Source organism: Actinomyces marseillensis (genome assembly GCF_900155605.1).
Taxonomy (GTDB): Bacteria; Actinomycetota; Actinomycetes; order Actinomycetales; family Actinomycetaceae; genus Pauljensenia; species Pauljensenia marseillensis.
Map to the genome: position 1 here is coordinate 329,852 of NZ_LT707420.1, position 14,030 is coordinate 343,881.

The following is a 14,030-nucleotide window of genomic DNA, read 5'->3' on the forward strand; positions in this document are numbered from 1 at the left end:
GCGCTGCTGCCTTCATNCCCGAAGACGCGTGGTACCTGGGCATCGGAGAGGCCGGGAAGGGATTCGTTCCCCCAGCGGCGTGGAACCGGCCGCTCGGTGAGCTCTCCGCGGGAAACCAACGCAGGGCACAGCTGGCGTTCGCAGCGCGGGCCGACGCTCAGATCCTCGTGATCGATGAGCCCACGAACTACCTGGACCTGAACGCCCTGGAGTCCCTCGAAGAGGCGATGCGCGAGTGGGAGGGAACCCTGGTTATCTCAACGCACGACGAGTGGCTGATCACCCGCTGGTGGGGCAGAATCCATCAACTCGGCGGGACGTGAGGGAAGCAAGGACCCCCACATCGAACAGTCCCACATCGCACGGAGTCACTGTCCCCTCGCGCGTCACTCACTGACTGGGAACACAGTAACAGGATATGTACAATATTTTGTACATACGTGACGAAGTGAGGAACCTCCATGAAGACCATGACCTACAGCGAGTCGCGCGCACGCTACGCCGAGGTCCTCGATCAGGTCGTCAACGACCGCGAGGAAATCATCATCACCCGCCAGGGCCACGAAAGCGCCGTCATCATGGCGCTCGACGAGTACGAATCTCTCATGGAAACCGTCTACCTCATGCAGTCTCCTGCAAATGCCCGTCACCTGCGCGAATCGATCGCGCGTCACCGCGCTGGTGAGGGTGTCGTCCATGACCTCGTTGAGCCCGACGAGGACTGAGTATGCACATCACGTGGGACGAGGAAGCCTGGAACGACTATGTCTGGTGGCAGTTCGAGGACCGCAAGACCCTCAAGCGCATCAACGCACTCATCAAAGACATCCAAAGCAACGGAAACGAGGGTATTGGCAAACCTGAACCCCTCCGCTACGAGTTTTCGGGGTATTGGTCGCGCAGGATCGACTCACGTCACCGCCTGATCTACCAGATCAGCGACGACGGTAAAACCCTCTGGATCATCTCCTGCCGCTATCACTACGGCCAGTAGCCCCCGCAGTTTTAAAGCAGCGCACTGCCCAGGCGGCAGATGTTATCGATGTAGTGCTTGTACCAGGGAAGCGCTTCCCACTCGTCGATGGTGAGCAAACGAGATCGCGCAATGATGCGCTGGTCGTTTTCCAGGAGAAGATCAACAAGATGCGAGTCGTGGGCCAGCAGCATGACTTCGTAGTTCAAGCCGAAGGAACGGTAATCCATGTTGGATGATCCGATAGCCGCAAGCTCCCCATCAACCACAACGTACTTCGAGTGCAGCATATTGGGCAGAGCGTAGAGGTGAACCTTTACCCCAGCTTTCAAGAGAAAACCGTAGTAGCTGCGTTGAGCGTGTCCGACCAAGAACTGATCGAATTGCTCGGAAACATAGAGATGGACGTCAACCCCCGACATCGCTGCGCCAGTCAACGCCGCTAGGAGTGGTTCATCCGGAATGAAGTACGGGCTGGCAATAGATACATGCGTATGCGCCTGCGAGATCATTGAAACGAACATCCGCAGGTTGGGCTCTGTCGGGTAGGCCGGCCCTGAGGGGATGATCTGCATCGGTTTGCCCGGGGTTGGCTCTGCCTGGTCAAGGTTAAGATCGTCGGCAGTCAGCTCTTCGCCCGAGGCGTAGTACCAGTCCGCCGCGAACACTGCCTCCATCTGGCGAACAATTTCGCCACGCACTTCAACCGACGTGTCGTGGTATTCAATCCCCGCTTTTTGATAGGCGGGAGTGTCATAGTCCGCGGCCACCATATTGTGCGAACCGATGAAACCGAATTCACCGTCAATCAGCAGAAGTTTGCGGTGGTTCCGCAGGTCCGGCCGTCGAATTTCCCCCTTGAACAGATTGAAGGGAAGCATGATGCGCCATTGGATGCCGGATTCGTCCAAGACTCGGCAAAAGTCGCGCCAACCCGGAATTGTTCGCACCCCGTGATGATCCACCAGCAAACGGACGCTCACTCCGCGAGCGCAGGCACGAACCAGGGCTTTGTAGAGCGGATCAGTGGACTGATCCCATGAGGTTTGGAAGTACAGGACATTCACGTGGTGTTGCGCCCGATCAACCTCACGGGCCATTGCCTTGAAGGTCTCGTCGGTGTCATTGAGAAGTTGAACCACTTCTCCGCTGCTAACAGGGAAGGAAGTCTGCTTCCTATTGAGCTGCATTAACGAGGCCGTTCGCTCAGGCAGAGCGCTGCTGCCTTCATCATTTTCTGCCGATTCCTGCGGGTTTTCACCGTTAATGCCCTTCACCAATTGGTGTGCCTTCGGATCAGAGCGCAGAGACTTTCCCATCGCCCACCAAGATCCGAAGATCAGATAGAGCGGAACGCCAACAACTGGCCATAAGAAAATGAGCAGAAGCCACGCGGTAGACGTGGATGCGCGCCTCCGCTTCGGAACGACGCCCAAGGCAATCAGCCGGATCACTAGTTCAAATGTGCCGACAAGGAACCACACCCACAGGGGCGGCTGGTGGGTTAAAGGCGCGGGGAGGGGCATCGCAGTTACTCCTGATCCGATTCGACTCGAAGGAATCCCCACCGAATTAAGGTGCGCACCTGCGGGAAAAGTTCGTCCTGAAGCTGCCGGGAATCGCATTCCAATAGGGCTGCAAGAGCCCCGCAGATCTGACCAACGCTGAGTTCACCATCTGATGCGCCAACCAAAGCGCTCAAAGCAGTGGTCGAGGCAACCGATTGCCCAAGCCCGCCACCTTGGTGAAGAACCAAAGCGGAAGGATCTTGCGCTCCGGGCAGGAAATGTCGTTCTTCCGTCACATCGGAAGCAAAGAACAAGTGAAGGTCGCTGAGATCATCGGGAAGCCGCAAGGATGCAAGCGCGCGCTGCACGTCTTCTCCGGATGGGGATTCTCCCCCTTCGAGTTCATCGCATTCGCACACGCCGGGGCGCGGCGTATCGAGCTTTCGCAGGGCGACCATGCCCATGCCAATTTCGACGACTCCTGCCTGGACGAAGTCTTCAAGCCACTGGGCATATTCGCGTTCGTAGTCTTCGCGCTGGTGCAATTGCTGACCCGAGTCACGAAGCCACATTTCAACGTAGTGCGCGGGATCAAGCCGGTCGCGCTGCACAATCCATGCGTCAACGGGAAGATCTTGAACCCATGAGTGCACGACACGTTCCCAGTCATCAGGATGTCCCACACGTCCGGGAATCTCCCAATTCGCAAGGAGTTGCACAACACCGCCGGGCTTGAGGTACTTCGGGCTTTCCCGGATCACCGTGCGCACCAGATGATCGCGGCTCATTCCGCCGTCGCGATACTCCAGGACCCCTGAGCTTCGAAGCGAGTCTGGGGTGATGACAAAGGGCGGATTCGAAGCGATCAGATCAAATTCTTCGCCTTCGACCGGTTCAAAAAGGGATCCTTGGCGAACATCCAATTCGACACCGTTAAGCGCGGCGTTGAAGCGCGTGATCTCACAGGCTCGCACCGACAGGTCGGTTGCGACAACGCGAGTAGCGTGTGTGGCCAAATACAAGGCTTGGATTCCGCATCCACACCCCAGATCCAAGGCGGATTCGACAGGAGTTCGAAGTGTTGCCTTCAAGAGCGAGGTCGTTGCGCCGCCGATTCCCAGAACGTGGTCTGGGCGAATGGGTTCACCCGTCACATCTTCACCCAGGTCCGATAGGATCCACCAGTTTTTGAGGCCGCCGTGAAGCTGTGCCGCGTGAGGACGCAGGTCGTAATTTGCTTTGAAAAGTTGCTGGCCGGAAGGCGATTCCGCATCGAGTGCAGGAAAAATCAATCCCAAGTCGACCGCGCCGTGGACCCCAAGAGTGGGCAGAGCCTGCGCAAGAACATCCCCACTTTCCGCGCAGCCCAAGACAAAGAAGCGCGTCAACACAGCTGCCGCAGAGTCTTTCCGCTGAAGTTCGCGAATGGCCGGAACCCTTTGATTACGCATGAGCGCAGCACGCGCCGTCGGGCTAATCATGGTTTCCATCGCGTCAACACTCCACCCGGCGCCACCCAGGTCGGCTGCCAAGCGCGCGATCAATCCCGGTTCCAATCCCGGTGTCGGACTGGGAAGAGTGTCAATCAGTGATTCCGTCATAGCATTACTTTCTCACGCCTGACCTGCATCTGCGTCGACTTATTCACGCAAGTTCTCAGGCACATATTCCCACGAGCTCCCCCACCGCGCAGGACGTCCCGCTCGCCCATTAGAATGCCTGTGTCCCCAAGGAAAAGGATGAGTGGATGTCTGGCGGACTGGTAGCGCTTTTGGACGATATTGCGACTCTGGCAAAAGCAACGGCTTCGTCTATTGATGACGTTGCATCAAGCGCGGTGAAGGTATCGGCCAAAGCGGTTGGCGTCGTCATCGACGACACTGCCGTCACTCCGCAGTACGTCTCCGGACTTTCCCCCAAGCGTGAGCTGCCGATTATCGGGAAAATCGCCAAGGCCTCGTTAATCAACAAGCTGGTTGTTATTCTGCCGGTCGCGCTGCTGCTCACGTGGTTTGCGCCGCAAGTCCTGCCTTTCCTCCTCATTGCGGGCGGCGCTTACCTGTGTTTTGAGGGCGGAGAGAAGGTTCTCGAGGCCCTGCACTGGCTTCCCGAACACGAAGACTCAGCCGAAGATACGGCCCCTCAAAGCGCGGAAGACCTCGAAAAAAGCATCGTTTCTTCAGCCTCGCGCACCGACCTTATTCTTTCGGCGGAAATCATGCTGGTCTCCATGGACGGACTGAACGCCGAGTCCATGTCGATCCGGGTCGCGGTCTTGATCGCGGTCGCTTTCTTCATGACTTTCTTTGTCTACGGAATCGTTGCTGTCCTGGTGCGCATGGACGATTTTGGGCTTCGCTTGGCCAAGGGCGCGACGCATCCGGACGATAACCGCCCCGGTCCCGGGGATAATATCGGCCGTGGGATTGTGCGCGTGATGCCCAAGGTTTTTAACGCAATCGGCGTCGTTGGAACAATTGCGATGCTGTGGGTGGGCGGACACCTCGTCATCGAGAACCTTGCGAAGGTGGGCGTCGGCTTCTTCCACAACGTCGTGTCGACGATTGAGCACACGCTCGCTTCGGGCGGTGGTTTCCTTGGCTGGCTTGTTGAGACCGCGTGTGCGGCAGTGTTTGGCATTGTGCTCGGCTCGCTGATCACCGGAGTTGCTGTTGGGGTTTCCCATCTTTTCCGCCGAGGCCGAGGCCACTGAGCCTTCCCCCCCTCTCCCTTTTGCGTGGTGCGTTGAGCGCTGAGTGAACTCGCCCACCTATGCACTCACACATAGGGACTTAAGTACTAGTCTTGGGGTATCAACCCCTAAGTGTAAGGAGAGCCCGATGAGCATTTACACCCTTCCCGAACTTCCCTATGATTACGCGGCACTGGAGCCCCACATCTCTGCAAAGATCATGGAGCTGCACCACGACAAGCACCACGCCAACTACGTGGCCGGCGCAAACACCGCACTGGAGAAGCTGGAAGCAGCTCGCGAAGCTGGCGATTTTGCCGCGATCAACCTGTGGGAAAAGAACCTGGCCTTCAACCTGGGTGGCCACACCAACCACTCGATCTTCTGGACGAATATGACCGGCGACGGCGCCTCTCGCCCCGAAGGCAATCTGGCCGACGCTATCAACGAGTTCTTCGGCTCCTTCGAGAAGTTCCAGGCACAGTTCGCCGCTGCAGCCCTCGGTCTTCAGGGCTCCGGCTGGGCCGTTCTCGCATGGGACACCCTGGGCAAGCGCCTCGTGACCTACCAGCTGACCGATCAGCAGGGCAACATCCCCGTTGCAACTGTTCCGCTGCTCATGCTGGATATGTGGGAGCACGCGTTCTACCTGGATTACCTCAACGTCAAGGCCGACTACGTCAAGGCCTGGTGGAACGTTGTGAACTGGGAGAACGTCGCACAGCGTTTCGCAGCAGCCCTGTGATCGCTGCTCATTTGTTTTAAAGCTTGTGGCCCCCGCCTAAAGGCGGGGGCCACGGCATTCTCCACTGACAAGATTTAGAGCCGACAACAGGCGTTATCCAAGGCGCGTCTGGAGTTCTTGATACTGGGCAAGCTTTTGCTGAACATCAGCGATGTAACTGATCAGCATGACTTCATCAACGCGATGATTCCGCGCAAAGTTTGCAATCGTTTGAGCAACCTGGTCGTAGGTGCCAATGATGATCGAACGATCGCGTTGTGCCCATCGCAGTGCATCTTCTCGGTCTTCGGCGCTCATCTGCTCGGGGCGCTGGAATCGCACGGGACGTCCCAGTCGCAAACACATGCGGAAGCTCAATGCCGGAAGTGCTTGTTCTAGGGCTTCCGCTTCAGTTGCTGCAGCGCTCACCGCGAGCGCGGAAAGGGTCTGCCCTTGGCCTTCACTCAGGTTTTCGGGCAGGTGTGCGCGGTAGTGGTCCATGACCTCGGGCTGTTGTTGGCCGCTAAAGAACTGCGCATATGCATAGTTCATGTTTCGAGTCCCCGCCCAAGCTGCGCTCTGCCCTGAAGAACCCAGAAGCCAGAGTTCGGGAAGCTCCTCGGGGCGCGGGTAGACACCAACCGAGGCGTAGGGATGTCCCTCCGGCAAAGTCCCTCGCATGAAGGCCAAAGTTTCATCAATCAGAGCATTGATCGATTGAGGATCGATCGTTGTCCCCTGGTTGAGCGCGCGAGCAGAAATCATGTCACCGCCGGGGGCACGCCCCAATCCCATGTCGACGCGTCCAGGGAACAAGGTGGTAAGAGTGAAGAACTTTTCTGCCATCTGCAAGCTGCCCTGGTGCATGGCCATTACGCCGCCCGAACCAATGCGAATACGCGAGGTCCGATCCAGAAGGTGAGCCATCACCAGCTCGGGAGCGGACGACATAAAGACCGGTGTGTTGTGGTGCTCTGCGATCCAAAAGCGATGGAAATCCAGTTCTTCCAGCCCGCGAGCCAAAGACACCATGTCTTCCAGTGCCTGATGCGGAGTCGATCCATCAAAAAGCGGAACCTGTTCCAGTGCTGAGAGGCGCATTGTTACCCTTCCATTTCACAAAATATCCGCTACTTAAACACGGTTATTCTTGAGGATATTCCGCTAGGAAGGAGCGCGCCGGCCGAGCGATTGTCCGCGCAGAACTCAGCCATGCGCCACCCAGCCAACACCCCAACACCTACCTCAGCGGAAAGCGGCACCACGCCTCGGCGGCATCGCAGGCATGCCCAAGCCGACCACGCGGCGTCCCTCGCCATCAGAGGACCCGCCACCGGATCCGCACCCGCAACCACCGCAGGAGGCACCAGCAACGGCCTCGCCGCCCAGGTCTTCGGAATCGAAATCAATCCCGACCAACTGCAGCACGCCATCGTCTTCACCATCGCGCTCGGCGGCATTGTGCTGTTGAACAGCGGTTGCCAGCATCAGCTTGATTCGGTTGAGCTGATTGACTTCCGAGGCGCCCGGGTCGTAGTCGACCGCGACAATGTTTGCTTGCGGGTAACGGTTGCGCAGCGCGCGGAACATGCCCTTTCCAACGATGTGGTTGGGCAGGCATGCGAATGGCTGCGCGCAGATGATGTTCGGGCACCCGTGTTCGATCATGTCGACCATCTCGGCCGTCAGATACCAGCCTTCGCCGGCCTGGTTGCCGAGGCGTGCGATGTCCTCCGAGCGCGAGATCATCTCTTCGATATCGCGGTGAGGTTCGAACTTCCCATTCGTCTCTCCGAAGGCGCGATGGACCGGAACCTCATACTTCTTGAGGAGCCACAAAGCCATGGGCAAGATCTTGCGCTGTTTGCCGTCGATACCCAGGTTCTCGTAATCCCACTCCGCGGTCGCAACCGAATTGTGGAAGAACTGCATGAGGCCGGGAAGTTCCGCCTCACAGCCCTCAGCCTCGATGACGTCAACCGCGTGGTTATTCGCATCGGGGTGGAACTTCACAAGGATCTCTCCCACCAAACCAACGCGAGGCTTACGCGGAATATCACGCAATTCCAGAGCGTCAAACTCAGCAACGCAGCGCTTGATCAGCGTTGAATAGCGCAAGCGCCCCGTCAGGAGACCCGTCGGACCGACACGTCCCAAAGTCTCAGAGCGATCACTGACGACCCACTCGCGCACGATCTGATCCCAGCGGCGGTACAGTTCCATCGCGCTTCCGGGCACGGCCTCGTAAGGACGCACGCGAAGCAGCATGGACTGGATTGCGTCGCCGATGACGAAGGACTGAATTGCCTTGTGAATATGGCGAATTCCGATCTTGAAGCCGGGGTTGTCTTCCAATCCTTGAACGGAAAGTGCAATGACCGGGACCTGCGGATACCCCGCATCGCGCAAACCCTTACGCAACAGTGCGGCGTAGTTCGTTGCGCGGCACATTCCGCCGGTCTGCGTGATGCCGACGGCGGTCTTATCGGGATCTGCTCGACCCGATACGAATTCGTCGATCAACTGACCGATGACAACGATCGCCGGGTAGCAGGAGTCGTTGTTGACGTACTTCAGGCCCGTTTCCATGGTCTGGCGGCTGGTGTGCTCAAGGACTCGCACATTCAGCCCCGCACGCCTGAACAAGGGTTCGAGGAAACGGAAGTGGATCGGCGACATCTGCGGGGCAAGGATTTCGTATCCCGCATCGCGCATTTCCTCGGTGAAGACGGCTCTCGCTTCGATGTGTCCAGCCTTGACCTGCTCGGATTCTTCGCGCGCGGCAACGGATGCGGGGTCCTCGTGCACCGCGGTATCGATCGTTCCCGAGGCCATGGTTCCTCGCTCCGCAACCGCAGCTTCTAGGGAACGCAGGCGGATCTTCGCGGCACCCAGGTTTGATACTTCGTCAATCTTGAGGACCGTGTGCACGTCGCCTCGGCCCTCGAGGATTTCTTGAACCTGGTCGGCGGTGATTGCGTCAACGCCGCAGCCGAAGGAGTTGAGCTGGACCATCTCAAGGTCAGGTTCATCGCCCACGCGCGCAGCGGCCTCGTATAGGCGCGAATGGTAGGACCACTGATCGCGCACGCGAAGGGGGCGCTCGAGGCGCTGGTCAATGATGGAGTCCTCGGTGAGGACGGCCATTCCCAGTCCAATGATGACCTCGGGAATACCGTGGTTGATTTCGGGGTCGAGGTGGTAGGGGCGGCCCGCCAAGACGATTCCACGCACTCCATGTTCGCGCATCCACTCGAGTGCTTCGCGGCCCTTTTCCTTGATTTCAGCCTTGACTGCTGCGTCTTCTTCCCACGCCTTATCCAGTGCGCGGGTCATTTCTTCAACGCTGATGTCGTAGCCATACTGCGCGAAGGTGCGTACGAGGTGTGCGGGTAGGTAGTCGCGGTTGCCGAAGTTGATGAAGGGGCTGATGAACTTCACGCCCGGCTCATTCAGGCGTTCCATGTTGTTGCGGATGACTTCGGGGTAGGTTGCAACGACCGGGCAGTTGAAGTTGTTATCCGCGTCGGTGAGCTTTTGTTCGAAATCAACGCAGGGGTACCAGATCGTTGTGATTCCCTTATCCAACAGGGATTCGATGTGTCCGTGGACGAGCTTGGCCGGGTAGCACACGTTTTCGGAAGGGATCGATTCCATTCCCTGTTCGAATAGCTCGTGGTTGCTTCGCCCTGAGATCATCACGCGGAAGCCGAGCTCGGTGAGCATGGTGAACCAGAAGGGGTAGTTCTCGTACATGCCCAGAACTCGCGGAATACCAATGTCTCCGCGGAACGCCTTGGCTTCGGTGAGGCGTCGGTATCCAAAGATCCTCTTGTACTTCCAGTCGTAGAGGTTGGGTAGGTCCGACTTGCGTGGGACCTTCTCAAGGCTTGCCCCGCGCTCGCAACGGTTCCCCGATACGTGCCTTTCTCCGTTGGAGAAGGTCGAGATCGTCATCTGGCAGTGGTTTTGGCATAGGCGGCAAGTCTTGCGCGTGGTCTCGACTTGGAAGTCCTCGAGGTCTTCCACGCGAGCGAGTGTCGACTCACCTTCACCGCTATCGTGCATGCGGGCAGTGAGCGCCGCGCCGTAAGCGCCCATGAGTCCGGCGATATCGGGGCGAACAACCTCGCGGCCGGTGAGCAGCTCGAATGCGCGAAGAACCGAGTCGTTGAGGAAAGTTCCACCCTGGACAACGACGCGTTCGCCCAGATCCGAGGGGTCCTTGAGCTTGATGACCTTGTACAGGGCATTACGCACGACCGAGTAGGACAGGCCGGCGCTGATATCGCGCACATCCGCACCTTCTTTTTGCGCCTGCTTGACCGATGAATTCATGAAGACCGTGCAGCGCGTTCCCAAGTCGACGGGGCTGCTCGATTCCATTGCCATCTGCGCGAAGTTTCGCACGTCGGTTCCCATGGTCTGCGCGAAGGTTTGCAGGAAGGACCCGCAACCCGAGGAGCAGGCCTCGTTGACGGAAATTGAATCGACTGTGTGATCCTTGATCCGCAGGTATTTCATGTCTTGGCCGCCGATATCGATGACCGAGGTGACACCGGGCTGGATGAATTCCGCGGCGCGATAGTGCGCCATTGTTTCGATTTCACCCTCGTCCATGGTCAGGGCCGCGGTAACCAGACCTTCGCCGTATCCGGTTGCGCAGGATCGACCAATCACGGTTCCTTCGGGCAGTTCCGAGCGAACGCGACGGACGATGTTGACGGCCGCAGCGACGGGGTCGCCTTCGTTGGAGGCATAGTGGGTGAAGACGATCCGGTCGTCTTCGTCGATGACGACGGCTTTGATGGTGGTTGAACCGGCGTCAATTCCGAGCCAGCAGCGCCCGCGGGCCTGCGAGAGGTCGGCCTTGGGGATGACTTCTTGCGCGTGACGCTGGACGAATTCTTCCTTCTCTTCCGGGGTTGCGAAGAGGGGACGCATGCGCGCGGATTCCGCTTCGACGTGTGCGGTGGCGAGGCGGTCGATCAGTTGCTCGAGTGCGTTTCCTTCTTCTTCGCCTCGTTTCTTTGCTTCTTTCGAGGCCAAGAGCGCAGCCCCGATAGCGACGTAAAGTTGCGCGTTTTCCGGGGTGATGAAGGACTCTGCCTTGGGGAGCAGGGTTTTGTAGGCCTCGCGGAGTTGAGGGAGGAAGTGCAGCGGGCCGCCAAGGAACATGACATTTCCGCGGATGGGGCGACCGCAAGCCAGACCTGCGATGGTTTGGGTTGCGACCGCGCTGAAGATCGAGGCCGCGAGGTCCTCGTGCGCGGCGCCCTGGTTGATCAGTGGCTGGATATCCGATTTCGCAAAGACACCGCATCGCGAGGCGATCGGGTAAAGCTGAGTGTGCGCTTCGGCCAGCGCGTTCAGTCCCGAGGCGTCGGTGTGGAGCAGTGTGGCCATCTGGTCGATGAATGCTCCGGTTCCACCCGCACAGGTTCCGTTCATACGCTGCTCGGGGGTGGGGTGAAGGTAGGTGAGCTTGGCGTCTTCACCGCCCAATTCGATGACGACGTCAACTTCTGGGTGGAGCCGTTGGGTGGATTCCGTTCCGGCGATGACTTCCTGAACGAAGGGGATACCCATTGCTCGGGCCGTCGTCAAACCGCCCGAACCGGTGATCGCAGCTTGGACGACCAGTCCCGGGTAGATGTCCTCGATGTCTTCGAGGAGGTGTCCGAGTTCGGCGCGAACATCAGCGTTGTGGCGGCGATAGTCGGAGAAGAGGATGCGGTTGCCGTCCAAGACAACGGCTTTGACCGTCGTTGAGCCCACATCAATACCGAGCTGGCACGGGTGCTCGGGCGTACTTTCGGCGTGTAGACGTGAGCCTTCAATGATCTGCGTATCCATACTGCGAAACTATGACGCAGATTTCTAATTTCCAAACTGTTGAAATTAGACTGATGGCATGAGTGAAACAAGGGAAATAAAGGCAGAAAAACAGCGAAAAGAGCCTTCGGATTCCCTGAAGGAGCCCTCAGAAGTTTCATCAGATGTTGAAACTTCTGAATTGAATAAAGAAACATCTCCTCTTTCAAAAATCCATCGAGGTCCCTCCGCTTCCCGCGGAGAAATCAAAAAACGCATCATCGAAGCTGCGCGCAGCGAGTTCGTTACTCAGGGCTACGACCACACGACGATGCGTTCGGTTGCCCGTAGCGCAGGCTGTGATCCCGCTTTGATCACCTACTACTTCAACACCAAGCAAAAGCTCTTCCGCGCCTGCATGGATCTCCCCCTCGATCCGGCCTCGGAAATCATCGCACTCCTCATGCCAGGACCCAAAGATGCGGCGCGACGCCTCGTGGATTACGTCCTCGATCTGTATGAGCACAAACTGACCTCAGAAACGCTCACTGCACTCATGCGCGCTCTCACCACCGACACCTCAACATCACAGCGTTTCCGCACCTACATGCGCAGCGATGTCCTTGAACAAGTGAGCCACTTCTTGGCCGCAGATCCCGCCGATGCGCGCCGCCTCGGGGAAATGCTTGAGCTCCTCTTATCGATGCTCTACGGGGTCGTGACAATGCGCTACATCATTGCCTTGGAACCCCTGGCAAGCATGCCACGCCAACGAATCCACGCCACCCTTACCCCATTCATCCAAGAGCGCATCGACGAAATCTTCGCCTCGCTTCTTCCGCAGTAAACTGCCATTTTTCGGCGCGCGCACGCCGCAAGTGAGCACTGCTATTGGCACAATTGCACTATGACGACTCACGCCCCCACCGATGAAGAACGCGCTGCCTTTGTTGCCTCGCGACCCAAGCGTCGCTGGTGGCGAACACGCAGGAGCACGGCATCTGGCAGTGTCGGCGGAAGAGTCATGTACTTCGCTCGCAGCGCCAGCGTTATCGACTCGGTCAGCAAGGCGCACTACCTAGAAGACACGGATCTTGCTCTGCGCACCGGATCAACGGTCGCCGTTTTTGACCCACAGGCAGTGCGTAGGCGCTCAATCGCCCTTGCCCTAGCTGGCCTGCGCCCGCTGGACGCGGGCTCGGTGTGGATGCCAGCGCGCAGCCGCAGCGTTCTCATTTCCCCGGACGAGGTTTTGACTCCCTCCCTGACGCTGTCCCAGAACCTTATTGTTCCCTGCGCCGCAATGGGAGAGATCGTCGATCCGGGTGAAATCCGCCGGCGGGCCGCGCGGCTTGGCGTTGATCTTGATCGAGTCGCGCGCGATGTCAGCGCTTGCGATCTCCTGAAGTTCCAGGTCCTCCGTGCACTGATCTACCGTGCTGATTTGGTTGTCGTTAGCGATTTCCCCATCCAGACCGAAGATGCGCCCTCCTTTGAGGACTTCTCCGAGGCGTGCGAACTTCTTCGCACCAGCGGCGCATGCGTCGTCTTCTTCACCGATAGTCCCGAGGCCGCGGCCTTGGCTCAGCGCGTGCTCATCGTTGCCAATAGCACGATCGTCGCCGATGCTGCTGGCCTTGATGCGCACTTCATCCGCATGGCCTGCGATGCCATTAACGAGAATCCCAGCGCTTATCTCGGCCCCATTCCCCGCGCAGGCGAGCCGGTGACTTCCGATGCATCCGTACCCGCTTTTGAGGAAGACACCCCCGCCGACGATGCCGAAGCACCCGCAGAGGAAAGTGCTTCCAGCAATGTCACGCCCGCGGCCTCGGAAGGTGACGAAACCTCCGTTTCCGACACCGCGGATGGCGGAGAAGTTGAAGATCACGCCTCGGCAATGAGCAAAAAGGGCACAGCGACGCCGAATTGGCACCCGCTGACCACGCGCGTCATACGAACAGCGGACTCACCCTTGCCCACTCCCCTGCCCTCGCAGTGGGAAGAGAACCCGGAAACTGCGGAGATCGCGTTAGCTGCAATCGAGCAAGCACGCCGCTTCCATCGCATCGAGCAGGCACGGGCTTCGCTGGGCGATGAGCTCAAGGAGCAGCTCAACGAGGATCTGCCCACTGCTGCAGAAGCAAGCCCGGAAGAACGGGCGCTGATTGAGCATGCGCAAAAGATTTTGGGTGAGCTACCCGGATCGGTCATCCCCGATGGCGAGGATTCAACGGCCGAGGGTGAATAACTCGCGACTTTGAGTCCTACTCGCGGCTAATTCGTGTCAAAATGAGAGGGTGACTGCACTTCGGTGCC

General features: G+C 58.5%; 10 protein-coding genes and 1 pseudogene. 7 read left to right on the forward strand and 4 right to left on the reverse strand.

What is annotated here, in order from left to right; all coding sequences use genetic code 11:
- Window positions 1-17: 17 nt before the first annotated feature.
- The 3 genes and pseudogenes from BQ8011_RS08895 to BQ8011_RS01370 all read left to right on the forward strand — a co-directional run.
- Window positions 18-323: pseudogene (locus BQ8011_RS08895) on the forward strand (AAA family ATPase); the annotation flags it as partial.
- Between the two features lie 138 nt (window positions 324-461).
- Entirely contained in the window at window positions 462-725 is a 264-nt protein-coding gene (locus BQ8011_RS01365; protein ID WP_072456901.1) for a type II toxin-antitoxin system Phd/YefM family antitoxin, read from the forward strand.
- 2 nt (window positions 726-727) lie between these two features.
- Window positions 728-994 carry a Txe/YoeB family addiction module toxin gene (locus BQ8011_RS01370; protein WP_072456903.1) on the forward strand — a complete coding sequence of 89 codons (267 nt, stop codon included), beginning with the start codon at window positions 728-730 and terminating at the stop codon, window positions 992-994.
- Between the two features lie 11 nt (window positions 995-1,005).
- Here BQ8011_RS01370 and cls read toward each other — a convergent pair whose 3' ends face one another.
- Complete coding sequence (gene cls / locus BQ8011_RS01375) at window positions 1,006-2,499, reverse strand: cardiolipin synthase (RefSeq protein WP_072456905.1); 1,494 nt, start codon at window positions 2,497-2,499, stop codon at window positions 1,006-1,008.
- Between the two features lie 5 nt (window positions 2,500-2,504).
- Window positions 2,505-4,082: a DUF7059 domain-containing protein gene (locus BQ8011_RS01380; protein WP_072456909.1), complete on the reverse strand. Its 1,578-nt coding sequence runs from the start codon at window positions 4,080-4,082 to the stop codon at window positions 2,505-2,507.
- A gap of 146 nt (window positions 4,083-4,228) precedes the next feature.
- Between BQ8011_RS01380 and BQ8011_RS01385 the strand changes: the two genes are divergently transcribed.
- Complete coding sequence (locus BQ8011_RS01385) at window positions 4,229-5,194, forward strand: DUF808 domain-containing protein (RefSeq protein WP_072456912.1); 966 nt, start codon at window positions 4,229-4,231, stop codon at window positions 5,192-5,194.
- 127 nt (window positions 5,195-5,321) lie between these two features.
- A complete protein-coding gene (locus BQ8011_RS01390) occupies window positions 5,322-5,918 on the forward strand; it encodes a superoxide dismutase (RefSeq protein ID WP_019126796.1) in 597 nt (198 codons plus the stop codon).
- A gap of 93 nt (window positions 5,919-6,011) precedes the next feature.
- On the opposite strand, the gene BQ8011_RS01395 is transcribed toward BQ8011_RS01390, so the two are convergent.
- Together BQ8011_RS01395 and BQ8011_RS01400 are read right to left on the reverse strand one after the other, a co-directional pair.
- Window positions 6,012-6,998: an MsnO8 family LLM class oxidoreductase gene (locus tag BQ8011_RS01395; RefSeq protein ID WP_072456914.1), complete on the reverse strand. Its 987-nt coding sequence runs from the start codon at window positions 6,996-6,998 to the stop codon at window positions 6,012-6,014.
- A 144-nt stretch (window positions 6,999-7,142) separates the two neighbouring features.
- Window positions 7,143-11,753, reverse strand: coding sequence for an acyl-CoA dehydratase activase-related protein (locus BQ8011_RS01400; RefSeq protein ID WP_072456916.1), 4,611 nt, complete (start codon window positions 11,751-11,753; stop codon window positions 7,143-7,145).
- Window positions 11,754-11,811: 58 nt separating this feature from the next.
- On the opposite strand from BQ8011_RS01400, the gene BQ8011_RS01405 reads away from it, so the two are divergent.
- Both BQ8011_RS01405 and BQ8011_RS01410 read left to right on the forward strand, forming a co-directional pair.
- Window positions 11,812-12,558 (forward strand): TetR/AcrR family transcriptional regulator, encoded by a 747-nt coding sequence (locus BQ8011_RS01405; protein ID WP_072456918.1) that lies wholly within the window; start codon window positions 11,812-11,814, stop codon window positions 12,556-12,558.
- 60 nt (window positions 12,559-12,618) lie between these two features.
- The gene (locus tag BQ8011_RS01410) at window positions 12,619-13,962 is read left to right on the forward strand and encodes a hypothetical protein (protein ID WP_072456920.1); all 1,344 of its coding nucleotides are present in this window, start codon (window positions 12,619-12,621) and stop codon (window positions 13,960-13,962) included.
- Window positions 13,963-14,030: the final 68 nt, after the last annotated feature.

Excerpts from the sequence above, each read along its gene's own strand:
- BQ8011_RS01365 (WP_072456901.1), top strand. The coding sequence starts at position 462 with ATGAAGACCATGACCTACAGCGAGTCGCGCGCACGCTACGCCGAGGTC.
- BQ8011_RS01370 (WP_072456903.1), top strand. The coding sequence starts at position 728 with ATGCACATCACGTGGGACGAGGAAGCCTGGAACGACTATGTCTGGTGG.
- cls (WP_072456905.1), bottom strand. The coding sequence starts at position 2,499 with ATGCCCCTCCCCGCGCCTTTAACCCACCAGCCGCCCCTGTGGGTGTGG.
- BQ8011_RS01380 (WP_072456909.1), bottom strand. The coding sequence starts at position 4,082 with ATGACGGAATCACTGATTGACACTCTTCCCAGTCCGACACCGGGATTG.
- BQ8011_RS01385 (WP_072456912.1), top strand. The coding sequence starts at position 4,229 with ATGTCTGGCGGACTGGTAGCGCTTTTGGACGATATTGCGACTCTGGCA.
- BQ8011_RS01390 (WP_019126796.1), top strand. The coding sequence starts at position 5,322 with ATGAGCATTTACACCCTTCCCGAACTTCCCTATGATTACGCGGCACTG.
- BQ8011_RS01395 (WP_072456914.1), bottom strand. The coding sequence starts at position 6,998 with ATGCGCCTCTCAGCACTGGAACAGGTTCCGCTTTTTGATGGATCGACT.
- BQ8011_RS01400 (WP_072456916.1), bottom strand. The coding sequence starts at position 11,753 with ATGGATACGCAGATCATTGAAGGCTCACGTCTACACGCCGAAAGTACG.
- BQ8011_RS01405 (WP_072456918.1), top strand. The coding sequence starts at position 11,812 with ATGAGTGAAACAAGGGAAATAAAGGCAGAAAAACAGCGAAAAGAGCCT.
- BQ8011_RS01410 (WP_072456920.1), top strand. The coding sequence starts at position 12,619 with ATGACGACTCACGCCCCCACCGATGAAGAACGCGCTGCCTTTGTTGCC.